The sequence below is a fragment of the Nocardiopsis ansamitocini genome (genome assembly GCF_030268225.1).
Lineage (GTDB): Bacteria > Actinomycetota > Actinomycetes > Streptosporangiales > Streptosporangiaceae > Nocardiopsis_D > Nocardiopsis_D ansamitocini.
In genome coordinates this window covers 163,199-185,579 of the sequence record NZ_BSQG01000007.1, presented here as the reverse complement: position 1 = coordinate 185,579, position 22,381 = coordinate 163,199, and the positions used below count along the sequence as shown (strand labels likewise).

The following is a 22,381-nucleotide window of genomic DNA, read 5'->3' as shown; positions in this document are numbered from 1 at the left end:
TCCCGCAGACGGCGGGAACCGGAAACGGAGCGATTCGAGTGTTCGAGGAGGCACCCGTGTCCCACAACAGCACCGAGCCCGTGGTCGCGGCGATCGACGCGACGCCCGGTAGCGAACGCGCCCTCGCCTGGGCCACCGACCAGGCCCTCCTGACGCACCGCGGATTGCGCATCGTGTATGCGTTCGAGTGGCCTCTCCACCACACGATCCCGCGCGACCTCCCGGGTTTCGACATCGACGAACTTCCCCGGCGGCTTGTGGCCGCCGCCGCCGACGAAGTCCGTCGACGTGCCCCGGAACTGACCGTCGAGGCCGTACACATCACCGGCGGGGTCGCCCCCACCCTGCTCCTGGAGGCCGAGAACGCGCACACCGTCGTCGTCGGCTCACGTGGTCTGCACGGCCTTCAAGCTGTTCTTCTCGGCTCCACCGGCCTGGAGCTCGCCGCCAGGGCGGCATGTCCTGTCACCGTCGTCACCCGGGAACCCCGCTCCGCCACCGGCCGCGTGGTGGTGGGCGTCGACGGTTCCGACACAGCGCAGGTCGCAGCCGCCTGGGGATTCACCGAGGCGTCCGCCCGTGGGGCGACCGTGCACGCGGTGACCGCGTACGACCACGCCTCACACGGTGTTTTCCGCACCCTGGAGACCCCTCCCCCGGGGTTCTCCGGTGTGCCTGAGAGAGGCGCCGCCTTGGAGGAGGCCCGCCGGCACCTGTCGGAGTCGCTCGCCGGACAGAGGGAGCTGCACCCCGACGTGGCTGTGCGGGAGAAGGCGGTCTCCGGTCACCCCGCCGAGGTACTGGCCGCCGAATCGGAAAAGGCGGACCTGCTCGTGGTCGGGTCGCATGGGCGGGGCGGCTTCGGCGGAATGCTCCTTGGGTCGATCAGCCAGTCAGTGCTGTCGCACGCGCGCTGCCCCGTGATGGTCGTGCACGCCGGAGACCGCTCCTGACGACGACTCGGGTGGGGCCTCCGACACGGAAGCGCTCGGGGACGATCCGCAACGGCAGTGGCACGAAGGTCCCTCGACGAAGGCACGGAGGACTCTCCCCGGTACGGCGTGATCGGAGGAGAGTGGAGGAGGAGAGCAGGTCGCTGTCCGTCGGGGGCGGCGGCGTTTCCGGTTACCGGCCGGGCCCGGGTCCGGCCGAAAACAAGGGGGCGGCATGGACAGCACTGTCGGCGAGGTCATGACGACGAGGGTCGTCTCGGTGACCGAGGAAGCCGATTACAAGAAGATCGTCGCCACGATGGTGGAGTACGGAGTAGGTGCGCTTCCGGTGATCGCCCGGGACGGCCGGGTGATCGGAGTGGTCTCGGAGGGAGACCTGCTGTACAAGGAGGAGTTCAAGGAAGACGACGCCTACCGGCCTCCAGTGCGGTCCCGGCTGCGCGACCGGTTGCGCGGCACCGGTCTACAGGCATCCCCTCCGGCGGCCAAGGCCGCGGGGCGGCGGGCCGCCGATCTCATGACCCGCCCCGCCGTGACGATTCGCACCGGTGCCTCCGTGGTCGAGGCGGCGCGGCTCATCGAACGATGCGGAATACGGCACTTGCCGGTAGTGGACGACTCGGGGTGTCTGAAAGGAATGATCAGTCGACGCAACCTGCTCCTGGTGTTCCTCCACGATGACGACGACATCACCGAAACGGTCCAGGCCGAACTGGCCGTCGCGATGCGGAGCATCCGCATCGAGCACCCCGCAGCGGCCGTACACGACGGTGTGGTCACCCTGTCGGGAACCGTGGAGCGGCGCAGCGAGGCCCAGAAACTGGTCAGGCGCGTCAGCGGTGTGGAGGGCGTGGTGTCGGTCCCCGTCGGTCCCGACTGGCGAACCGACGACGTCGTGCCCGCCTACGTTCAATGGAACAGCGGAGCCTGACCGGCACGGCTCCGGACGGCCCCGGGGAAGAAGGTCCCGGAAACGAGGGCCTTCGCCCCTCCGCCCGACACGGGAATCGGTGGTGGGCTTGAGGGCATGGACACAGTCGCCGCCGAGATGGACGCATGGGTCGTCGACAGCCCGGGACCGATCGCGACGAAGCCGTTGCGCCTGGTGCGCCGCCCGGTTCCGCGACCGGTGGAGCGCGAACTACTGGTCCGGGTGGAAGCGTGCGCGGTGTGCCGGACCGATCTCCACCTCGCCGAAGGCGATCTCCGGCCCAAGCACCGCGGCACCGTACCGGGCCACGAGGTGGTCGGAAACGTCGTCGCGCACGGTCCCGACGCGCACGAGATCACCGTTGGTAGCCGGGTGGGCGTCGCCTGGCTGCACTCGACCTGTGGAACGTGCCGGTACTGCCTGCGCGGAGCCGAGAACCTGTGTCCGCGCTCCACGTACACCGGCTGGGACGTCGACGGCGGATACGCGCGCTACCTGAGCGCCGACGAACGCTATGTCTACCCGCTGCCCGAGGACGCGGCGGCCCCGGCCACCGCGCCGCTGCTGTGTGCGGGCATAATCGGCTACCGGGCGCTGCGGCGCGCGCAGTTGCCGGCCGGAGGCGTGCTCGGCATCTACGGCTTCGGTGCCTCGGCCCATCTCACCGCGCAGGTCGCGCTGGCCGGTGGGGCACGGGTGCACGTGATGACACGTGCGGCGCGGGCCCGCGCCCTGGCCCTGGAGCTGGGGTGTGCCTCCGCGTCCGGAGCCGACACGGCCCCACCCGAACCACTGGACTCCGCGATCCTGTTCGCACCGGTCGGCACCCTGGTTCCGACGGCCCTCAGCGCCCTCGAACGCGGAGGGACCCTGTCGATCGCGGGCATCCACCTCAGCGACATCCCACCGCTGAACTACCAGCGGCACCTCTTCCAGGAGCGCACCGTGCGCAGCGTGACCGCGAACACCAGAGACGACGCCCGGGGCTTCCTCGCGATCGCGGCCGGGAACCCGCTGTCCGTGACGACCACTTCCTACTCGTTCGACCAGGCCGACCGTGCGTTGGCGGACGTTGCCGCGGACAGGGTCGACGGGGCGGCTGTCCTCGACTTCGCGTCCGGACCGGACTGAACCGGCCGGTCCGGGACCGCCCCGGGTGCCTTCGGTCCTGCGGATCATGACCAACGCCCCGGTCGGCGGGCATGAAAACGGCGTGGAATGGGAGGTGGACGGGCCGAGAGGAGCCGGCCAGGCGTGGAGAGGATGTGATGAAGGTGTTCGACAGCAACGGCAACGGTGTACCGCTCGGCCAGATCCTGGCGGTGATCTTCGACGTCGACGGAGTGGTCACCGATACCGCATCGGTGCACGCCGCGGCGTGGAAGCGGACATTCGACGAATTCCTCCTGGACCGGTCCCGCAGTGGCCTCGGGCCGTTCCGGCCATTCGACCTGCGCCAGGACTATCGGAGGTTCGTCGATGGCATGGGCCGGTCCGACGGTGTCCGAACCTTCCTGGCCTCACGCGACATCACCCTTCCGGAGGGGGACGAACCGAACCGGCCGGAAGCCCTCACCGTGTCCTCCCTGGGCGATCGCAAGGACCACTATTTCCTGGACTACATCCGCAGGTACGGCGTCGCCGCCTTTCCCTCAACGGTGGCTTTCGTCCACGAGCTCCGCGACAGAGGCCTTCGAACCGCCGCGGTCTCGGCCAGTCGCAACTGCAAGGCGGTCCTACGGGCCGCGGGGGTGACCGCCCTGTTCGACGTCCGGGTGGACGGCATCGACGCGGCTCGGTGGAGCCTGCCCGGCAAGCCCGACCCGGCCCTGTTCCAGGAGGCCGCGCGGCGCCTGGCCGTGGCCCCGTCCCGTGCCGCCGTGGTCGAGGACTCCCTGGCCGGGGTCGAGGCCGCACGCCGCGGCGGTTTCGGGTTCACCGTGGGCGTCGACCGCGCGGGGCAGCACGACGGGCTGATCGACCGCGGAGCCGACGTCGTCGTGGCGGACCTGGGGGAACTGGCCCTGAGTGAGAAGAAGGCGGTCCCATGGATCACTGGCGCCTGACATACAGCGGCTTCGACCCAGCGGCCGAGGGGGTCCGGGAGGCCTTGTGCACACTGGCCAACGGGTATCTCGCCACGCGCGGCGCGGCTGCGGAGTCGCACGCCGACGGCACGCATTATCCGGGGACCTATGTCGCGGGCTGCTACGACCGGCTCACCTCGACGGTCGGAGGCCACGAAGTGGAGAACGAGGACATCGTCAACGTCCCGAACTGGTTGCCGTTCACCTTCCGGGCGGACGGCGGGGACTGGCTGGGCGGCGGCGGAAACTTCGTCGAGGAGGACGAACGCGAACTGGACATGCGCTCCGGTGTGCTGATCCGTACCGGTGTGGTCCGCGACCGAGGGGGACGACGGACACGATTCGAGCAGCGTCGGCTGGTGTCGATGGACTCCCCGCACGTGGTGGCGCTACGAACCGTGATCGTTCCGCAGAACTGGACGGGGACGTTGACGGTCCGCTCCGGGCTGGACGGCCGGGTGGTGAACGCCGGGGTTGCCCGTTACAGAGGCCTCGACCGCACGCACCTGCGCCCCGCGGGCAGCGGAAGGCACTCCCCGGGTCTCATGTGGCTGCGGTCACGGACCGTGTCCTCCGGCATCGACATCGCCCTGGCTGCCCGCACAACGGTCACCCAGGGCCCGGCTCCCACGGTGACGTGGCCGGATTCCCCGGACGGCCTGATCCAACAGGACCTGGAGGTCGAAGCCCGCGCGTCCCGGGGCGTGACGGTGGAGAAGGTCGTGGCCATCCACACTTCCCGTGACACCGCGATCAGCGACTGTCTGACCGAGGCACTGGAGAACGTCTCGCTGGCTGAGGGCTTCGACGAACTGTCGCACCGTCACCACGCGGCCTGGGGCCGGCTGTGGTGGGCGTCGTCGGTGGACATCGGGAACGAGGAGGACCAACGGCTTCTGAACCTCCACCAGTTCCACCTGCTCCAGACGCTGTCACCGCACACAGCGGACCTCGACGTGGGGGTCCCCGCGCGCGGCCTGCACGGGGAGGCGTACCGGGGGCACGTCTTCTGGGACGAGCTGTTCGTCTTCCCGTTCCTCACGACGCGGTTCCCCGAGACCGCGCGCGCCCTGCTGCGCTACCGCTGGCGCAGGCTTCCCCAGGCCCGTGCGGCAGCACACGCGGCGGGGCACCGGGGAGCCATGTTCCCCTGGCAGAGCGGCAGCGACGGCAGGGAGGAAGCCCAGAGGCTGCACGTCAACCCACGGTCGAAGCGGTGGATCCCCGACAACTCGCACCTGCAGCGCCACGTCAACATCGCGATCGCCCACAACGTCTGGCAGCACTACCAGGTGACCGGCGAGACGAGTTTCCTCGTCGACTTCGGCGCCGAACTACTGCTGGAGACCGCCCGGCTGCTCGCCTCGCTCGCCTCGCTCGACACCGATCTCGGCCGCTACGTGATCCGCGGTGTCATGGGGCCGGACGAATACCACGACGGTTACCCCGACCGGGACACGGCAGGGGTGGACGACAACGCCTACACCAACGTCATGACGGTGTGGGTACTGCGCCGGGCGCTGGACACGCTGGCGGCCCTGCCCGGACGCGGCAGGGCCGAACTCCTGGAGCAACTGGAGGTGGCACCGGAAGAACTCGACCGGTTCGAGGACATCTGCACCAGGATGCGCGTCCCCTTCCACGACGGTGTCATCAGCCAGTTCGCCGGATACGAGTCGCTGGCCGAACTGGACTGGCCCGGGTACCGCAAGACCTACGGCGACATCCGCAGACTCGACCGGATCCTGGAGGCGGAAGGCGACTCATGCAACCGCTACAAGGCCTCGAAGCAAGCCGACGTGCTCATGCTGTTCTTCCTGCTTCCCGCGGAAGAACTCGCCGAGCTCCTGGAGGACCTGGGCTATCCCTACGATCCCGGCCTCATCCCGCGCACGGTCGACTACTACATGGCGCGCACCTGTCACGGCTCCACCCTCAGCTCCGTCGTGCACTCCTGGGTGGTTGCCCGTACGGACCGGCACGCCTCCTGGGAGTTCTTCCTCGACGCGCTCCGCTGCGACTTCGACGACGTCCAGGGCGGGACCACTTCCGAAGGCATCCACCTGGGCTCGATGGCCGGCACCGTCGACCTGCTCACCCGTTGTTACACCGGCCTGGTCGCACGTAACGAAAGCCTCCAACTGAGCCCGTTGGTTCCCGCCGAACTCGACGGCCTGTCCTTCACCCTGCGCTATCGCGGTCATTGGGGAATGCGCCTGGACTTCTTCGACGAACGGGTCGGGATCGAGATGCCCGACGACCGCGCCCCACCCGTCACCGTGGAGCTCAAGGGACAGAAGGTGCGGGTGTCCGCGGGCCGCACGTGCGCGCTTCCCAGTGCCCCGGGGCAGACCGACACGTGACCAACGGCCCGGCCCATCGGGACCTCCTCCCTGCCCCGGGCGAGCGGAAAGACCGCACAGTGGAGAACATGGACCAGGGCAACGACGCAGTCCGCAAAGGCCCCAGCACGCAGTCGGCCCTGCTCGTCCTGTGTCTGGCGGGACTCGTGTCCGGGGGTCTGCTCCATCTCGCCTGGTCGCCCTCCTCCGCGCACACCGCGTGGCTGGGCGCCACCCTCCTGGGGACCGCGGCGTCGGCCTGGTGGGTGCTCGACGGCCTGCGCCACAAACGCTTCGGCACCGACACCCTCGCATTGCTGGCGCTCATCGGAACGCTGCTGGTCGGCGAGTTCCTGGCCGGGTCGATCATCGCGGTGATGCTCACCGGTGGGCGTGTGCTGGAGGAGCGGGCCGGCCGAAGGGCCCGACGCGATCTGAGCGCGCTGCTGGCGCGATCGCCCACGACCGCGCATCGGCTGCTGGACGGGGAGATCGTCACGGTCCCGGCCGACGACGTGCGGCCGGGCGACCTTCTCCTGGTCCGCTCTGGGGAGGTCCTCCCCGTCGACGGCAGGATCGAGGGGGACGCCGCGGTTCTCGACGAGTCCGTGGTGACCGGTGAACCCCTACCGGTCGAACGGCAGGCCGGTGAGGCCGCGCGCAGTGGGACGGTCAACGCGGCCGGCCCATTCCGGCTGCGGGCCACGACCGACGCCCGGCGGGGCACGTTCGCCGCCATCGTCCGGCTGGCCGGTGACGCCAAGAGCGACAACGCCCCGTTCGTACGGCTGGCCGATCGATACTCAGCGATTTTCCTTCCCGTGTCGGTCGTGGTGGCCGGCGTCGCCTGGCTGATGTCCCAGGATCCGGTGCGGGCCGTGGCGGTACTGGTCGTGGCGACGCCCTGCCCCCTGATCCTGGCCGCCCCCATCGCCTTCACCTCGGGGATGTCCCGGTGCGCACGGCGCGGGGTGATCGTCAAGAGCGGTGCCGCGCTGGAGCGGCTGGCCCGCGCCCGGGTACTCCTGTTCGACAAGACCGGAACCGTCACCGAGGGGCGGCCTCGGCTGGCCCGCACCGCCACCGGAACCGACGGCTCCGGCGAGGACGTCCTGCGCCTGGCCGCCTGTCTGGACCAGGTCTCCGCGCATGTACTGGCCACGGCCATCGTTCGCGCCGCGCGCGAAAACGGTCTGGGGCTGGAGCAACCCGGGCGGGTGTCCGAATCCCTCGGTGAAGGCATTGAGGGGGTGGTGGGCGAGCACCTGGTCAGGGTGGGAAAAGCCGCCTGGGCAGGGTGCGGTGAGGAAGAACCGCCTTGGGTGTCCGCGGCCCGTTCCGAGGCCGCACGGGACGGGTCGGTAACCGTTTTCGTCGGGGTCGACGGTCGGTTCGCCGGAGTGCTGCTGCTCAAGGACCGCCTGCGCACCGACGCGCCGCGCACGTTCCGGTTGCTGCGCATCGCGGGCATCGACCGGACCGTGATGGTCACCGGTGACCGGCAGGCCGTGGCGGACCTCGTCGGCGCGTACGTGGGAGCCGACGAGGTCCGCGCGGAGCAGTCCCCCGAGGACAAGGTCGAGGTCGTCCGGACGGAGAGCGGTCGGGCACCGACGGTCATGGTCGGCGACGGTGTCAACGACGCGCCTGCGCTTGCATGCGCCGGAGTCGGAGTGGCGCTGGGCGCACGCGGGTCGACCGCCTCATCGGAGTCAGCGGACGTGGTCATCACCGTGGACCGGTTGGCTCGGCTCGCCGAGACCCTGGTCATCGCCCGGCGGACCCGTTCCATCGCACGGGAGAGCGCCCTGGTGGGCATGGTGCTCTCGTTCGGCGCGATGCTGGTGGCCGCCGCAGGGCTGCTGCCTCCCACAGCGGGCGCTGTGCTCCAGGAGTTGATCGACGTCGCTGTGGTGGTCAACGCCCTGCGTGCCCTGAACGGCGGACTGCGCGGACATTCCCACGAACTCAGAGGGGCATCGGCCGAACTGGTGCGCTCACTCGACGAGGAACACCACAGGCTGTGGCCGCGCATCCACGAGCTGCCCCAGGTGTCCGAAGCCATAGCGCTGGGGAGCGGGGAACCGAGTACGGAACTGCTCGACGGCCTGACCGCGTTCCTGGCCGAAGTGGGCGAGCACGAGGAGCGCGACGAGAAGCTGCTCTACCCACAGGTCGACCGGGCCCTGGGGGTCCGGGGCGCAACCGCGGCGATGAGCCGGGGGCATTCGGAGATCGACGTCCTCTCCCGGCGGATCGGCGCCGCGATCGGGGAACTGCGCACCGACTGCCGCCCCGAGACACGGCGACACGCCGCCCGGCTGGTGATCGAGTTGTACGCGGTACTCCAGTTGCATTTCACCCAGGAGGAGGAGAACTACCACGTCTTGGCGACCGGCGACGGCGCGGGGAAAGACCGCTGAACGGCTCCGGGCCGTTTTCCGAACAGTAGGCGGCGCGGATGCGGTCGAGGTACTCCTCGGGATCGGGATGGACCAGGTCCTGCGCTCCGCGGCGGTGCAGCTCCAGTCGTCCGTCTGGGTGCAGGCGCAGGGTCGTGGTCGCCCTGCGGGGGGCACCGCGGCCCCGCTCCGCGGCGCAGTCGGGCACGACCGCCCCGAGAACGGGGGTGGCCGCGAACATCGCGATGGCTTCGGCGACCGAGGCGGCCGGCGGGTGACCGGTGCGATTGGCGCTGCTCACGTAGAGGATCGGCGCACCTGCCAGAACGGGCGACAAGGGGGCCCAGCGGGCGCCGAAGAGCAGGGCCCACCCGTCCCTGCTGGCCGGGCGAAGCCAGTGCGGCGGGTGGGCGGTCGACCGCAGGGGGACCAACAGGGTCACCCGCTCCTCGCTGAGCAGGCGGCCGGCCACCGATACGGTCCGGCCGTGGAGATCGAGCGCGCCGTCGAGGGCCGTGAGTGCGCGTACCCCGTGGGTCCAGAGTGCGACGGCCTGATCGAGCGGACGTCCTTTGGCCGCGTTGACGGCCTGCGGACTGGTGGCCGCGACGACGAAGGTCAGCGGTGCCGGATTGGGCAGGACGACGGCCTCCCCCCTGCCGAGCGCGCATCGGGCACCGCGCGTGTCGACGATGCCCGCATTCATCGCTCGCCCACTCCCACGGTCTGCTGTCTGTCGAGGTAGCCGGCGAAGTCCTGATCGGCGACGACGGCCTGCCCCGACCGGTAGGCACGGGACTTGACCCACGTCATCGCCGTGCGGACCTGCTCGTCGTCGAGTTCGTGTCCCAGGCCGGCGGCCACCGCACGCACCACCCGGGCGCTGGCCAGATGGGTGAGCACCACTGTCGGGGTGATGCCCAGCGACTCCTGCGGGTCGAACGGTTGGAAGAGTTGGGGGTGCACGAAGGGTGTACCGGTGGAGATCGTCCCCACTCCGGAACCGACGATCGGTGACGTCACGCTCAGCGGTACCCCTGTTTCCTGGGAGACCATCCGCGCGATGGCGGGCAGCCTGGTCAGGTCGGGGGCCGTCCACCACGGGGCGATCGCCTCCCCCAGGAGTACCGCTGTGCGTTCGGCCCGGTAGGCGAGCAGGAAGAGCAGTTGTTCCGTTGCCACCAGTCCGCTGCGCTCTGCGATGCCCAGCCAGGAGCTGGACACGACCCGCACGCCCGCACGCAGCGCCTCGATCGTGTTGCACAGGCCCAGGCCGAGGTCGTTGTGCATGTGCGAGGCCAGGACGACCTCGTCCCCGGATGCGGCCCGGACCCGCGCGAACATGCCCCCCGCCTCGGCCGGGAGCTGGCAGCCGACGGTGTCGGCGAGGAGCACGGTTCCCGCTCCGGCCTCGGTCATCGCCGACGCGCCGGCGGCCATGAGTCCGTGGTCGGCTCGTGAGGCGTCGGCGAGACAGACGTCCACCGCCACCCGGTCGTCACGCTCCCGCGCGGCCTGGACGAGCGCGACCCCCTCCTCCAGGGCCGCGCCGGCCGTCCGGTGCGTCATCACCGCGGCCATCGGCTCCGACGCGGGAACGACGACCATGATCCGCGCGTGTGCGGTGTCCCGCACGGACGCCAATGCCTGCCGGACGTCCGCGACTGTGCCCCGGCACACCGCGGCCACGCTGACCAGACCTTCCGCCTCCACGGCGACGCGTCGGACCGCTTCGAACTCTTGCGCGCACACCGCCGGAAACCCTGCCGCGAAAACCACATGGCGCGGGCCGTCCGCCCCGAAGACCCGTCCGTGCTCACGGGCGAGGCGGACCCGGAAGTCCGGGCTCATCAACGTTTTGGCCTGCGCACCGTCGCGGGCCGATTCCTCCCACAGCACCACCCTGCCCGCCAGAGCGGACTCGCGAATCACATCCCGGCTCACCGGTTCCCCCGCAGTTCTGCGCACCCCTGTTCGGAATGCCAATCCTGCCACCGATGACAACAGAAAGTAGCCAATTAATTACTTTGGGGGAAATGTCTTTTCATGGCTGCTGCGGACCCTCCGAGCCCCGACCCCGTCGACAGGGGCAGGAGGGGGAAGCGGGGCGATCTGGAAACCGGGCGGCGCCCATGGCGCAACACCCGGGACACAGGGGAGACCGCGGCCCCCGAAGGGTCGCGGCCTCGGCCTCAGGCTCGTGCGTTTAGTACCAGTAGTCGTAACCGCCACCGTAGTAGCCGTTGCCGTAGTAGCCGTTGCCGTAGTAGCCGTGACCGTAGTAGTAGCCACTGTTGGCGTAGGAGCTCACGCTCCCGGAGAACGCCCCGTCGTACCCTGCCGAGGTGTAGTTCGCGTTGTAGTAGCTGTCGGCCAGGGCCAGCGCCGGAGCTCCAAAGGCCAGCGCCGGAACAGCGACAGCGGTGAAGGCGATGCGGGCCAGAGTCTTGCGGCTCATTGCTGATACTTCCTTTCTCTGGCGGTGTAACTGTCTGCCATTGCGTTCTACGCCTCCCGGACCCCCAGCTCTGCCGAAGCGACCCGAAGACGATCACCGGTGAATGAATGGCTAATAGGTCCCATGACCCTCAGAGACGGACGCTAACCCTGCAAACCCGCTGAGCGACCGAAAGTAATAATTGCCGTCGTTGGGGTGCCGTTGGTCAACCCCGCCATCAAATGCACGGCGACGAACAGGACTTTTGCGCGATCGCGCCCGATCCGCTGCTGGGCTTCCCTTCTCGCTTCCCCTGTCCCGGACCGTGCCGGGCCCAAAGGTGAAGCGCAGGCAATGCCGCGACCAGTGGACCGCCCGCGCCTCGCCCACGGGCAAGAGCCCCGGGCGGCCCAACCGCGGGCAGACCGCACCCGACCGATCGGTTTCGGGCTGCCCGTACACCCCGGAACCGCACCCGGGCCCCCTCCGTGCAGCGCCGGCCGCACCGCCCCGTCCGGGCCCGCTTCGACGGTCGACGGACCCACGACGTCCGCCCTACGACGCCGCCGGGGGAAGGGCCCCGGGCGCCGGTCGCGGATGCGCGGGAATTCGTCCGGTCCTCGCGCCGACGGACCGGACGGAGCCGGGACCGCACACGGTTCCCGCCCCCGGTTCCGGGCGCCCCGCCTCAGGCGTCGGCGGCCGACAGCCGCTCGTCGGGATCGTTGGCGTCACAACCGCCGTCCTGCCAGGCCCTCCACAACGCGGCGTAACGGCCGCCACGGGCCACCAGTTCGGCGTGCGGGCCGACCTCGACGATCCGTCCTCCTTCGAGCACCACGATCCGGTCGGCCTCCACCGCCTGGGGAAGCCGGTGGGCGACCACCAGGGTCGTTCGTCCCCGGGTGGCGGCTGTGGCAGCACGTTCGAGATCGCGGGCACCCGCGCTCCCGGCCTCCGCACTGGCCTCGTCCAGCACCGCCACGGCGGGGTCGGCGAGTACCAGGCGCGCCAGCGCGAGGTGCTGCGCCTGGTGTGCCGTCAACCGCAGTCCGCTCTCCCCGACCACGGTGGCCACGCCGTCGGGCAACGCGAGCGCCCAGTCGCGGGCCCCGACCGTGTCCAACGCTTCGAGCACCTGCGTTTCGGTGGCCTCCGGTGCCGCCAGCCGGACGTTGTCGGCGAACGTTCCGGCGAACACGTGCGACTCCTGGCTGATCAGCGCCAGGTGCCGCCGCATGACATCGGGGTGGAGCCGCTCGACGGGTACCCCGCCCAGCAGTACCGTTCCCTCGGTCGGGGCGATGAGCCCCACGACCACGGAAGCCAGGGTGGTCTTTCCGGCACCGCTGCTTCCGACGAGGGCCACCCGCTCACCGGGGGCGATGTGCAACGTGACCCCGTCGAGCACGACCGGGCCGTCGTCGTAGCGGTGGGCGACTCCACGGATCTCGACGCCGGCGTCGCCCGGCCGTACGGGGTCGGCCGGGGCCTCCGGCTCGGGCAGTAGCGCCACCCCGGCCATCCGGGCCAGGCTGACCCCCGCCGACTGCACGTCGTTGAAGGTGAGCATGATCGCGCCCAGCGGCCCGAAGAGGCGGTGGAAGTAGAGCGCGGCCGCGGTGGTCGCCCCCACCGTCACCAGGTCGGCGCCGACCAGCCAGAACCCCACCGTGACGATGGCCGCCAGACCGACGCACTCGGCCATGTTCATTCCACCGGCGAACCGGGTGAAGAGCCTGAACACCCGGACGGTCGTGTTCATCGCTGCGGTGGAGCGCTCGTTCACCAAGCTCAGGCGTCGGTCGTGCAACCGGTAGGCGTGCACCGTCTCCACTCCGTGCAGCGATCCCACCAGCGCCTGGGCCCGCTCGCCCATGGCAGCGCGCTCCTGGGCGTAGAGCGGGGCAGAACGCGGCAGGTACCAGCGCAGGGACCACACGTAGACGGGCAGCGAGCACATGCCGGCCAGCCCCAGACGCCAGTCCAGGGCGAACAGACCGCCCATGGTGAGTACCACCGTGATCAGCGCGGACAGGATGAACGGGACCTTCTCCCGCACGGTCTCGCTGACCACGGAGACGTCGTCCCCGACCCGGGAGAGCAGGTCGCCCGCGCTCAACCGGGCGAGGGTGGGGGCCGGCAACCGAAGGGTACGTTCGACCACCCGCTCCCGGAGCCGGGCCAGGACGGTCTCCCCCGTGCGCGCGACCAGGGTGAACGCCACCGAGGTGAGCACACCGCCCACAACGGCGGCCACGGCGATGATCACGGCGAAGGACGCGACCTGGACACCCGTCGTTCCCTGGGTCACGGCGTCGACCAGGAGGCCCAGGACCCAGGGGGCGACCAACAGGCAGGCGTTGGCGGCCACGGACAGCGACAGGGCCGCCAGCGCGCCGCTCCTGGCCTGCCCCAGCTCGGCCAGGACGAGGGCCAGTGTCTCCCGCGCCGAGGCGATCGGAAGCAGCCGGTGCGCAGCCGGTGCTGCCGCCTCCCGTGGTCGTTGCGTGTCGACCGTCATCGCAGCACCGCCTTTCGGTAGTCGGGATCGCCGGCGAGTTCGGCGTGCGTGCCTTCACCGACGACGGCTCCCCCCGCGACCACCAGCACCCGATCGGCGCGGGCCAGGAGCGCGGGGCTGCTGGTCAGCACGATCGTTCCGTAGGCCGCGTCGGCCTCGGCACCGTGCCGGGCCAGCCGCAGCCCTTCGGCGATGCTTTCCTCGGTCATGGCGTCGACCGCCGTCGTGGGCTCGTCGAGCACCAGCACCGACGGGCGGGCGACCAACGCTCGGGCAAGGCCCAACCGTTGGCGCTGGCCACCCGAGAGGACCGTGCCGCGGTCGGTGATCCGGTGGTCGAGGCCGTCGGGATGGGCACTGACGGCCTCGTTCCCGGCGGAGGCGCGCAGCGCCGAATCGAGGGCGTCCTCTGTGCTCTCGGGAGCCCCGACCAGCACGTTGGAGCGCAGTGACCCCTCGAACAGGTCGACCTCGTGCGGTTCCACGAGGACGGCGCGGCGGGCCGCGTCCAGGGAGATCCGCTCCAGCGGGACCCCGTCGAAGAGGATCTCGCCTTCACGTTCCCGGGGCGGGACCCGACCGGCCAGCAACGCCGCCAGTGCCTGGGCGTCGGCAGGGTCGTAACTGACCACACCGAGCATCTCCCCCGGCTGCAACTCCAGGTCGATCCCGCGCAGCGACCGGTAGTGCACCCCGCGCAGTTCCACTCGGCCCGTGCCTTTGACGTCGAGCTCTCCGGGGGCGAGCCGGAAACCGGCGTCGAACACCATCGCCAGCCGACGCGCCGAGGCGCGACACAGGGCGATCCCCTGGCCGCACAGACCGAGTTCGCGTACCGGTTCGGTGATGAACTGGGCCAGGCCGACGACGGCCACCAGCTCTCCGATGCTGATCCGGCCCTGTAGGGCCGCCCATCCCGCGAGTGCGGCGACCCCCGCGAGGAGCAGACCGCCGCCCGCGATGGTTGCGCCGTGGTAGGCGCCGGTGGGGGCGGCTGCCCGCAGGGTGCTGCGCAGGGCGGCACCGCTGGAGTCGCGGTAGCGCAGGGCTGCGTTGTGCTCGGCCCCGATCCCGCGCAATGCGGAGATTCCGCGAATCAGGTCGGTGGCCAGCGCCGTGGTCTCGGCGGTGGCCGCCTGTTGGAGGGCGGCCCTCCGGGTGAGCAGCGGCCCCAGGAGCTGCACGGCCACGACCAGAAGAGGAACCCCCACGAGTACGGCGAGCCCCAGGGCGGTGTCGATGCGCAGCAGCGCAACCGCGGCGACGGCAAGGGCGACCAGACCGGAGACGAAGGCCGGTACGAAGTGCAGCAGCCGGGACATCCGGTCGGCGTCGGAGGTGGCGATGCTGAGGAGTTCGCCGGAGAGCTTCCCGGTCTGCTGCCTTCGGGGGTCGACCATGCGGCCCGCGGCCTCGACCCGCAGCAGGTGGGCCTCGCGCTGGATGGCGGCGACCAGCGAGCGGGCTCCGAAGCGCCAGGCCATGGTCAGGAAGGTGAACAGGACCACCAGACCGACCAGGGAGAGGGCGAGTGCGAAAAGGTCACCGGTGGCGACGGCGCGGTCGATGATCAGGCCGATCGCAACCGGCACCATCGCTTCTGCGGCCTGGTGACCGGAGGCGCCGGTGACACCGACGGCGAGACGGCCGCGGTTCCTGGCCAGCGCACGGCGCAGCAGGCGGCCACCGCCCCCGGGGGGCCGGGCGTCAACCGACATGGGGGCGGGTCTCGTGTTTCGGGGGGCGGGCCGGGGCCGCACCGGTGGCAGCGGGCGCCTGCGACTCGGTCATGAAACTCCTGACACTCAAAACAAAGTTAGGCTACCCTAATTTATCGGTGAGGGGGTGCCTTGAGTGAAGGTATCGAATGCCGTGGCGGGCGGAAGGCTCGTCGATACCTGCGCGACCTGCTCGACGAGGGGCGCGAAGCGCCGGTTCGGGCGGCCGGGCCGCCCCCGGAAGAACGCTCAGGGCCGGCCCGAGGCGGTACGCGCGGCGTGAACCGCCTCGTCGAGAGTGGCGTGGATGGCTGTGACGAGGTCGATCCCGGCGAGGTGGAAGACCCTGCGCACCCGGGGGTTGGCGATGGCCAGGTGCAGGCCCACGTCGGCCTCGCGGGCACGCCGGTAGGCGCTCATGAACACCGAGATCCCGGCGGAGTCGCAGAAGGACGTGGCGGTCATGTCGATGACCATCGCGGCGGGCCCCTCCTGGAGCACCTGGTGCAGGGTGGCGGTGATGTGGTCGCGCACCAGCATGTCGATGTCCGCTGGCAGGGTGACCACGCTGCATCCCTGAACGGTCGACACCGGCAGCGGGGGCAGGTCGTAGGGCGGTCTCATGGGAAAAGCCTCGCAGACGGGAAAGACAGCGGAGAAGTCCATCATCTCCGGTATGCCCACTGTTTCGGGCATCGCCCCGGCACTCCCGGTGAGTCCACCCTCACGAACCCGCGCCAACCGGCCCGACGGCAGGCGCGGTCGATCGCGTCGGCAAGAGGTCGCGGGCGAGGAGGCGCGGGCGCCCGTGACCTCGTTCGCGGGCCTGGGCTCGGAGGGAGCGGGGGTGGTGATGTTCGCCGCCTACGGGTTCGGCCCGGTCCGGGCGGACCGGGTTCACTGTTCGGCTTGGCCGGCCTCCCCTCGCTCGCGGTCCCCACGGTGCCGTGTCGGCAGGCGCCCCCGGCCGGGGCGGCTGAGTGCTGCGCCCCTGTCCTGTTCCTCCCTCACCCGGTCACGGCGCCGAACGCCAGCCCGAGCAGGTAGGTGGCGGTCGCGGCGGCCGCGCCGATCACCAGTTGGCGCAGCGCCCGCCACAACGGCGGCGCCCCCGAGAGCACCCCCACCACCCCTCCGGTCAGCATCAACGCGGAGCCGGTGAGCACGCCGGCGACGACCACAGCGGTCACCCCGCCCGCCCCGAACAGGAACGGCAGGACCGGGATGAGCGCACCGGTGGCGAAGAACGCGAAACTGGACGCCGCGGCGCCCAGGCCGCTTCCCACGGCGTCGGTGCCCCGTTCGCGGACCGGTTCGGCGGACGCGGGGGCGGACGCGCCCTGCCGCAGCACGGCATCGGCGTGGGCATGTGCCTCGTCGGCGGACATCCCCCGGGCCCGATACACCAGCGCGAGTTCGTTGGCGTCGACGTCGAGGTGGACCACCGACTCCCGCGCCCGACCGTCGGGGTCGGAGGCCGCCAGCAGTTCACGCTGAGAATTCACCGAGATGAACTCCCCCGCGGCCATGGACAGCGCCCCGGCCAGCAGCCCCGACATCCCGGTCAGCAGCACGGTCTGGGGGCTCGCTCCCCCACCGATGACCCCCAGCACCAGCGAGATATTGCTGACCAGGCCGTCGTTGGCGCCGAAGACCGCGGCACGAAGCGTCCCCGACATCCGTGTGCGCCCGCGCGCGGCCAACCCGCGCACGACCTCACCGTGGATGCGCTCGTCGGCCGCCATGGCGGCGGGCGCGTCGGCGTCGCCTTCGTAAAGGGGGCGCGCCTCCGCCTGCTGCATGAGTGCGAGCACGAAGACCCAGCCGAAATGGCGGGCGAGGAAGGTGAGCACCCGGGTCTGGGGGCTGCCGCGACGCGGCGGTCCGACATGCTCGCCCAGCAGGCCCTCCCAGTGGGCGACGTGGCGCTGCTCGGCCGCGGCCAGCCCCAGCAGGATGTCGCGCTCCTCACCGGTACGGCGCGATGCCAGTTCGCGGTATCCACGAGCGGCCTCGCGCTCGTTGGCAAGCAGGCGACGCCACTTGCGCAGTGTCGCGGGCGGCGGCTGCGGGGTCGCGCCGGAACCCTCATCGGACATGGTGGACGTCCCTTCGCTCGGACCGGCGGCTGCGCACACCCCGGTACTGCCCAGGAGCACGCCGAACAGCCGGAACGAACGTCTTTGGTCGGGACGTTCTTGTAAGCCCCCATCCCGGCATGGTCCCGCTGCCGGGTGGGCTGCGGGTGTGCTCCTCGTCGGAGCCGCTGTCCTCCTCGTTCCACAACACCCCCGCACCGGGACGTCCAGTGCTCGGGCGATGCGTACAACGGTGACGAACATAGACACGCTCGGTCCGTCCCCGCGTGCGCGGGGCTCACGCAGACCGCTAAAGGCGACAATGCAAAACGGCGGTCCATCCCCGCGTGCGCGGGGAGCACACGACAAAGCCCCGCAGGCGATGCCTGCGGGGCGGACCATCCCCGCGTGCGCGGGGAGCACCCCTCCACGGAGTTGTTGATCCCGTCGCCGTAGGGACCATCCCCGCGTGCGCGGGGAGCACCAGGTACCCGTGGCCGTGGCCCGCAAATGGAACGGACCATCCCCGCGTGCGCGGGGAGCACCGTACGCGGACTATCTCCGAGACATCAGGGGCAGGACCATCCCCGCGTGCGCGGGGAGCACCCTTAATGACCAGGGACTCTACCAGTGGGTAACCCTCGTTTCATTCACTTGTCGAGAAAAGAACATCCGACATGAAAAACCCTTTTCCTCGCGCTAAGGAAGTAACCACACAGGTTCATCGGAGCGAGGCACCGGAAACGGTCTGTTCCGGAGATCAATCCCGTCGGGCAGAGCCCGGATAGTCCTCCCGCGGCTTGCGTCGCCGCACACGCATCACTCGCAGGGCACGGCGCGGACGTCGGGCAACACCGACAGTCCCGGGGTCGCCCCGGGGCGCATCCGCCACCCAGCGGTTTCGCCGCGCATCGTGCCGCCCACCGAGGGGCCGTCATCGGGGCCGGCTCTTCGCGTCTCTGCGGCGGCGAGCATCGAGGCGGCACCGCCCCTCCCCCGCAACACCGGAGGTGCCTGCTCGACAAGGGCGGTCCCCGTTCCCCGGGCGCGGTGGGCGGGAGCCGACCGCCCGGTTCTTCGTGGCCGGTTCAGCCCGTCTGGGACATCACCACCGTGGTGCCGGCCACACCGGAGAGGCGACTGGTTCCCTCGGTCCCGGACACCGCGCCGTCCGCGTGGCAGAGCAGCAGGCACACATCGTCCTCCCCCGGGTAGTCGCGCAGCATCTCTTCGAGGATGAGATCGGCGGCGGTGTCGGGGTCGTGCTCCAGGACCGGCCCCAGGCGACCGAAGACCTCGGCGAGCTGGTCGATCCCGGGGTCGACACCGTTGGCGCGGCGCTCGACGAGGCCGTCGGTGTAGAGCAGGAGGGTGGAGCCGGGGGCGAGGGTGAGTTCGTGGTCCTCGATGGTCTGGTCGATGGGCAGCCCGAGCATGGCGCCCAGGCGGGGCTGGAGAACGTGCACCCGGCCGTCGGGGTCGCGCAGCAACGGCGGGAGATGCCCCGCACTGGACCAGGAGACCGTGGGGTTTCCCGGCTGGATCCTGGCGATGATCGCACTGGCGAACAGGTCCGGTTCCAGATGGCGCAGCAGGTTGTGCAGCCGGGTGAGCAGACCGCCCGGACCGTGCCCCTCGATGGCGTAGGCGCGCAACGCGTTGCGCAGTTGGCCCATCATGACCGCGGCCTGGATGCCGTGCCCGGTGACGTCGCCGATGACGCCGATCAGGCTGTCGTCGGGTTGCAGGAAGACGTCGTACCAGTCGCCGCCCACGTTCATCCCGCTGGTGGCGGGCAGGTACCGGGCCGCCAGCCGGAGGTCGGCACGAGCGGGGAGATCGGTGAGCATCGCGCGCTGAAGCGTTTCGGCGATGTCGCGCTCGCGCTCGTAGCGCAGGGCGTTGTCGGCGGAGATCGCGGCCCGGCGGGACAGTTCGACCAGCATGACCGCCTCGTCGGGGGTGACGGTGTCGCCGGGGGCGGTCAGCGTGAGGACGCCCAGGACGGTGTCGCGCGCGATCAGCGGAACGGCCAGCATCGGCGGTTCGTCCTCAGAGACAACGATGTCCTCAAGGCCCTCGATGCCGGTCGGTCGTGGACCGACGTGCTGAACGCGCCTGGTGCGCACCGCCGCCTCGGCGGGGTGGCGGTCCTCATCGCCGGGTTCGCTGACCCCTTCGGCGGAGATGGCCCGGCTCAGCCCCTGGCGCGTGTCCAGCAGCCACACCCGCGCCGCCCTGGCGCGCTCAGGCACGAGCAGTTGGGTGAGGCGGCGCAGGACCTCCTCGTGATTCAGCGAGACGGCCAGCGCGACACTGGCGCTGGAGAGGAAGTTGAGCCGGTTGCGCGCGGTCTCGGCGGTGGTGCGCGCGGCGTGCTCGGCCTCCAGCAGTCGGCGCTGGGCCTGGCTGGCGGCGTCGAGTTCGGCGTGCAGGGCCAGGACGCCGCGGTTGGTGTGCTCGATCTCGTCGCGGTGCCACTCCACGAGCGCGCGTTCCTCGCGCAACAGCTCCACGACCGTACCGGCGTCCTCGTCGCCGTCCAACAGCGCCTGCACGGCCTCGTCCCGGACCCGTTCGGGGTCCGTCCCGCCCTCGGCCCCGGCCGCCGCCTCGACCAACCGGTCGGCGGTGGCCTCCGCGCCCAGTCCCGCCTCGGCCTCCCAGACCGCCGCGGCCACCTCGCCGGCCGCGTCCGCGGGCGGGTGCAACGCGGCCCGCAGACGCGGGGTGGGGTCGGGCACCGTGCCGATGAGGAGGTGGTGATCGCCCTCCGCGATCAGTACGAGGCGCAGATTGCGCGAGAGCTCCGCCAGGAAGGCCAGGCGCTCGACCGGGTCGAGGTCGGCCGCCACCGTGATGGCTCCGGCCGCGGCCCGCGCCATCACGGCATCGTCGATGGTGGCGATGGTGCGGGAAAGCAAGGTGTCGTTCATGATCGTTCCTGCCACGGGTCCCCATCGGCGGTGGCGATGGCGATGGTGGTGTCGTCGCGGTTGGTACTGGCCGGACTGCTGGCGTCGCGCAGCAGCACCGCGGAGATCAGCGCGGGATCGTGGCGGTGCAGTTCCCCGTCGGCGTCACCGCTGTACTGCCACCGGTTGGGTAACCCGTCGCTGTGCATGACCAGCAGGCCATCTGCGGTCCAGGGGTGGCGGGCCGGGGGTGCGGCCACCGTCCGGTGCGCGCCGACGATACCCGGCTTGGACAGCAGGTGCTGCCACTGCCCCCCCGTACGCAGGCGCGCGGCGATGTTGCCGATACCGGCGTAGTCGAGGCGTCCCGCCCACGGATCGATCCGGGCGATGGCGATGGCCGCTCCCCGGGTGCCGTGCAGCGCGGTGTCGATCTCCCGCAGCAGCGCCTCCAACGGCAGGTCGGGCGACCGGTGGAAACGTCGGACCGCCGCGTCGCCCGCCTCGGCTGCCTCGGGGCCGTGCCCCAGCCCGTCGACGACCATCAGGGTGCGGCGCCCCGGAGAGGACCAGCAGGTCCAGGCGTCCCCGGACTCCTGCATCCCCGCCACAGGCACGTGCACGCCGCCGATGCGCCCGAGGATCGGGGCGGGCGGCTCGACCGACAGGTACTCGGGAACGGGGCGCGCGATCCGTGCAAGCACAACGGTGCCCCGGCCACGGGCGCTGTGGATGTCGAACACGTCGGAGGTCCGCCGGCAGGTCCCCAGCCCCGCTCCCAGGGAGTCGGTGCTGGAGAAACCGTCCTGCATTGCGTCCGCGAGACTGGGGATGCCGTCGCCGTGGTCGATGGCCAGGATCTGTACGGCCGCCTCCGGTGCCTCGGCGCCGCGGTCGCGGTCGGCCGCCGGATGGGGCGCCAGTTCGATCAGCATCCGTCCGCCGCCGCCGTGCTTGAGGAGATTGGTGGCGAGCTCGGTGGCGACCAGGGCCGCGGAGGCGCTGCGCCGCTCCCCCAGGCCCACCAGCTCCGCCGCCTCCTCGACGGCGACCCGCGCGTCCCTGACCCGCGTCGCGTCGTGCACGGGCACGTCCCAGACACGTGTCACCGCAACACTGCCCGCGGGTCGACCGGCGTGGTGGCCCACGACACGATCGTGACGGTGGTGCCCTGGGAGCGGGTGTCGATGTCGAAGTGGTGGACGAGGCGACGCGCTCCGCCCAACCCCATGCCCAACCCGTTCCCGCTGGTGTAACCGTCGGCGAGCGCTTGTTCGACGTCGGCGATCCCCGGCCCGGAATCGGTGAAGGCCAACTTGATGCCGTGCACGCCCGCCTGGGCGACCTCGCTCATCTCCATCTCTCCTCCCCCGCCGTGGACGAGGGTGTTGCGAGCCAGCTCGCTGGCGGCGGTCACCAGTTTGGTCTGCTGCACCAGGCCGAACCCGGCCGCCTGCGCCTTGGCGCGGACCTGGAGGCGCACCGCGGAGAGGTCGGCGTCGGAACCGATCCGCAGCCGCACCGTCTCGTCCACCGGCGTGCTCATGGGCCGTCCGTTCCACTGCCGCCGTCCATGGCCTCCGGCTCGTCCTGTCGAACGGCCACGGGGGCCGCACGCGAGGTCCTGGAGGACACCCACACGCCCAGCATCAAGGCCGCGTCCTCGACCGTGCGCGCGGTCCGCAGTTCCGGCAGGGTCAGGCCGAGCTCGACCAGGGTGATGGCCACGGCCGGACGCATTCCCGTGACCACCGTGTCCGCGCCCAGCAGTCGCGAGCAGCCGGCGATCTCGGCCAGCACCCTGCCGAGGAAGGAGTCCACCATGTCCAGCGCGGAGATGTCGATGATCACGCCGCGTGCGTTGTGGGCCTGGATCGCGTTGGTGACATCGTCCTGCAGGCTGAGGGCGACGGCGTCGTAGAGTTCTCCTTGGATGCTGACGAAAAGGACGTCCCCGAGGGGGATGACCGGGATCTGGGACACGGGGGTGCGCC

Annotated in this window: 18 protein-coding genes and 1 CRISPR repeat array; of the genes, 6 read left to right on the top strand and 12 right to left on the bottom strand. The window is 70.9% G+C overall.

Annotated features, from left to right (window positions below; genetic code table 11):
• The first annotated feature begins 56 nt into the window (after window positions 1–56).
• The 6 genes from QSJ59_RS19135 to QSJ59_RS19110 all read left to right on the top strand — a co-directional run bounded on the left by QSJ59_RS19135 (window position 57) and on the right by QSJ59_RS19110 (window position 8,736).
• Entirely contained in the window at window positions 57–953 is an 897-nt protein-coding gene (locus tag QSJ59_RS19135; protein WP_285761078.1) for a universal stress protein, read from the top strand.
• Window positions 954–1,167: 214 nt separating this feature from the next.
• Window positions 1,168–1,884, top strand: coding sequence for a CBS domain-containing protein (locus tag QSJ59_RS19130; RefSeq protein WP_285761077.1), 717 nt, complete (start codon window positions 1,168–1,170; stop codon window positions 1,882–1,884).
• 96 nt (window positions 1,885–1,980) lie between these two features.
• Window positions 1,981–3,015: a zinc-binding alcohol dehydrogenase family protein gene (locus tag QSJ59_RS19125; RefSeq protein ID WP_285761076.1), complete on the top strand. Its 1,035-nt coding sequence runs from the start codon at window positions 1,981–1,983 to the stop codon at window positions 3,013–3,015.
• A gap of 137 nt (window positions 3,016–3,152) precedes the next feature.
• Window positions 3,153–3,950, top strand: a complete 798-nt coding sequence (locus QSJ59_RS19120; protein WP_285761075.1) for an HAD family hydrolase — start codon at window positions 3,153–3,155, stop codon at window positions 3,948–3,950.
• Window positions 3,932–6,334 carry a glycoside hydrolase family 65 protein gene (locus QSJ59_RS19115; RefSeq protein ID WP_285761074.1) on the top strand — a complete coding sequence of 801 codons (2,403 nt, stop codon included), beginning with the start codon at window positions 3,932–3,934 and terminating at the stop codon, window positions 6,332–6,334. The genes QSJ59_RS19120 and QSJ59_RS19115 overlap by 19 nt, the downstream gene beginning before the upstream one ends.
• A 68-nt stretch (window positions 6,335–6,402) precedes the next feature.
• Window positions 6,403–8,736 (top strand): heavy metal translocating P-type ATPase, encoded by a 2,334-nt coding sequence (locus QSJ59_RS19110; protein WP_285761073.1) that lies wholly within the window; start codon window positions 6,403–6,405, stop codon window positions 8,734–8,736.
• On the opposite strand, the gene QSJ59_RS19105 is transcribed toward QSJ59_RS19110, so the two are convergent.
• The 12 genes from QSJ59_RS19105 to QSJ59_RS19050 all read right to left on the bottom strand — a co-directional run bounded on the left by QSJ59_RS19105 (window position 8,672) and on the right by QSJ59_RS19050 (window position 22,370).
• The gene (locus QSJ59_RS19105) at window positions 8,672–9,421 is read right to left on the bottom strand and encodes a hypothetical protein (protein WP_285761072.1); all 750 of its coding nucleotides are present in this window, start codon (window positions 9,419–9,421) and stop codon (window positions 8,672–8,674) included. The genes QSJ59_RS19110 and QSJ59_RS19105 overlap by 65 nt on opposite strands.
• A complete protein-coding gene (locus QSJ59_RS19100) occupies window positions 9,418–10,659 on the bottom strand; it encodes a 2-isopropylmalate synthase (RefSeq protein ID WP_285761071.1) in 1,242 nt (413 codons plus the stop codon). The genes QSJ59_RS19105 and QSJ59_RS19100 overlap by 4 nt, the downstream gene beginning before the upstream one ends.
• A gap of 262 nt (window positions 10,660–10,921) precedes the next feature.
• Window positions 10,922–11,173, bottom strand: coding sequence for a hypothetical protein (locus QSJ59_RS19095; RefSeq protein WP_285761070.1), 252 nt, complete (start codon window positions 11,171–11,173; stop codon window positions 10,922–10,924).
• Window positions 11,174–11,840: 667 nt separating this feature from the next.
• Window positions 11,841–13,676: an ABC transporter ATP-binding protein gene (locus QSJ59_RS19090; protein ID WP_285761069.1), complete on the bottom strand. Its 1,836-nt coding sequence runs from the start codon at window positions 13,674–13,676 to the stop codon at window positions 11,841–11,843.
• Complete coding sequence (locus tag QSJ59_RS19085; protein ID WP_285761068.1) at window positions 13,673–15,394, bottom strand: ATP-binding cassette domain-containing protein; 1,722 nt, start codon at window positions 15,392–15,394, stop codon at window positions 13,673–13,675. Before QSJ59_RS19085 ends, QSJ59_RS19090 begins: the two co-directional genes overlap by 4 nt.
• A 249-nt stretch (window positions 15,395–15,643) precedes the next feature.
• A complete protein-coding gene (locus QSJ59_RS19080) occupies window positions 15,644–16,090 on the bottom strand; it encodes an STAS domain-containing protein (RefSeq protein WP_285761067.1) in 447 nt (148 codons plus the stop codon).
• A gap of 311 nt (window positions 16,091–16,401) precedes the next feature.
• Window positions 16,402–17,493 carry a VIT1/CCC1 transporter family protein gene (locus QSJ59_RS19075; protein ID WP_285761066.1) on the bottom strand — a complete coding sequence of 364 codons (1,092 nt, stop codon included), beginning with the start codon at window positions 17,491–17,493 and terminating at the stop codon, window positions 16,402–16,404.
• A gap of 253 nt (window positions 17,494–17,746) precedes the next feature.
• A CRISPR array of direct repeats spans window positions 17,747–18,079; the repeat unit is 29 nt; unit sequence GGACCATCCCCGCGTGCGCGGGGAGCACC.
• A gap of 212 nt (window positions 18,080–18,291) precedes the next feature.
• Entirely contained in the window at window positions 18,292–18,447 is a 156-nt protein-coding gene (locus tag QSJ59_RS19070; RefSeq protein WP_285761065.1) for a hypothetical protein, read from the bottom strand.
• A gap of 113 nt (window positions 18,448–18,560) precedes the next feature.
• Window positions 18,561–20,408 carry a PP2C family protein-serine/threonine phosphatase gene (locus tag QSJ59_RS19065; protein ID WP_285761064.1) on the bottom strand — a complete coding sequence of 616 codons (1,848 nt, stop codon included), beginning with the start codon at window positions 20,406–20,408 and terminating at the stop codon, window positions 18,561–18,563.
• Window positions 20,405–21,496, bottom strand: a complete 1,092-nt coding sequence (locus QSJ59_RS19060; RefSeq protein WP_285761063.1) for an ATP-binding SpoIIE family protein phosphatase — start codon at window positions 21,494–21,496, stop codon at window positions 20,405–20,407. Before QSJ59_RS19060 ends, QSJ59_RS19065 begins: the two co-directional genes overlap by 4 nt.
• On the bottom strand, window positions 21,493–21,933 hold the full coding sequence (locus QSJ59_RS19055) for an ATP-binding protein (RefSeq protein WP_285761062.1): 441 nt from the start codon (window positions 21,931–21,933) through the stop codon (window positions 21,493–21,495). The genes QSJ59_RS19060 and QSJ59_RS19055 overlap by 4 nt, the downstream gene beginning before the upstream one ends.
• Window positions 21,930–22,370 carry an STAS domain-containing protein gene (locus tag QSJ59_RS19050; protein ID WP_285761061.1) on the bottom strand — a complete coding sequence of 147 codons (441 nt, stop codon included), beginning with the start codon at window positions 22,368–22,370 and terminating at the stop codon, window positions 21,930–21,932. The genes QSJ59_RS19055 and QSJ59_RS19050 overlap by 4 nt, the downstream gene beginning before the upstream one ends.
• Between the last annotated feature and the right edge of the window lie 11 nt (window positions 22,371–22,381).

Bases quoted from the DNA above. Each gene is read 5' to 3' on its own strand.
- QSJ59_RS19130 (WP_285761077.1), top strand. From the start codon at position 1,168: ATGGACAGCACTGTCGGCGAGGTCATGACGACGAGGGTCGTCTCGGTG.
- QSJ59_RS19125 (WP_285761076.1), top strand. From the start codon at position 1,981: ATGGACACAGTCGCCGCCGAGATGGACGCATGGGTCGTCGACAGCCCG.
- QSJ59_RS19120 (WP_285761075.1), top strand. From the start codon at position 3,153: ATGAAGGTGTTCGACAGCAACGGCAACGGTGTACCGCTCGGCCAGATC.
- QSJ59_RS19115 (WP_285761074.1), top strand. From the start codon at position 3,932: ATGGATCACTGGCGCCTGACATACAGCGGCTTCGACCCAGCGGCCGAG.
- QSJ59_RS19110 (WP_285761073.1), top strand. From the start codon at position 6,403: ATGGACCAGGGCAACGACGCAGTCCGCAAAGGCCCCAGCACGCAGTCG.
- QSJ59_RS19105 (WP_285761072.1), bottom strand. From the start codon at position 9,421: ATGAATGCGGGCATCGTCGACACGCGCGGTGCCCGATGCGCGCTCGGC.
- QSJ59_RS19095 (WP_285761070.1), bottom strand. From the start codon at position 11,173: ATGAGCCGCAAGACTCTGGCCCGCATCGCCTTCACCGCTGTCGCTGTT.
- QSJ59_RS19090 (WP_285761069.1), bottom strand. From the start codon at position 13,676: ATGACGGTCGACACGCAACGACCACGGGAGGCGGCAGCACCGGCTGCG.
- QSJ59_RS19085 (WP_285761068.1), bottom strand. From the start codon at position 15,394: ATGTCGGTTGACGCCCGGCCCCCCGGGGGCGGTGGCCGCCTGCTGCGC.
- QSJ59_RS19080 (WP_285761067.1), bottom strand. From the start codon at position 16,090: ATGCCCGAAACAGTGGGCATACCGGAGATGATGGACTTCTCCGCTGTC.
- QSJ59_RS19075 (WP_285761066.1), bottom strand. From the start codon at position 17,493: ATGTCCGATGAGGGTTCCGGCGCGACCCCGCAGCCGCCGCCCGCGACA.
- QSJ59_RS19070 (WP_285761065.1), bottom strand. From the start codon at position 18,447: ATGCTCGCCGCCGCAGAGACGCGAAGAGCCGGCCCCGATGACGGCCCC.
- QSJ59_RS19065 (WP_285761064.1), bottom strand. From the start codon at position 20,408: ATGAACGACACCTTGCTTTCCCGCACCATCGCCACCATCGACGATGCC.
- QSJ59_RS19055 (WP_285761062.1), bottom strand. From the start codon at position 21,933: ATGAGCACGCCGGTGGACGAGACGGTGCGGCTGCGGATCGGTTCCGAC.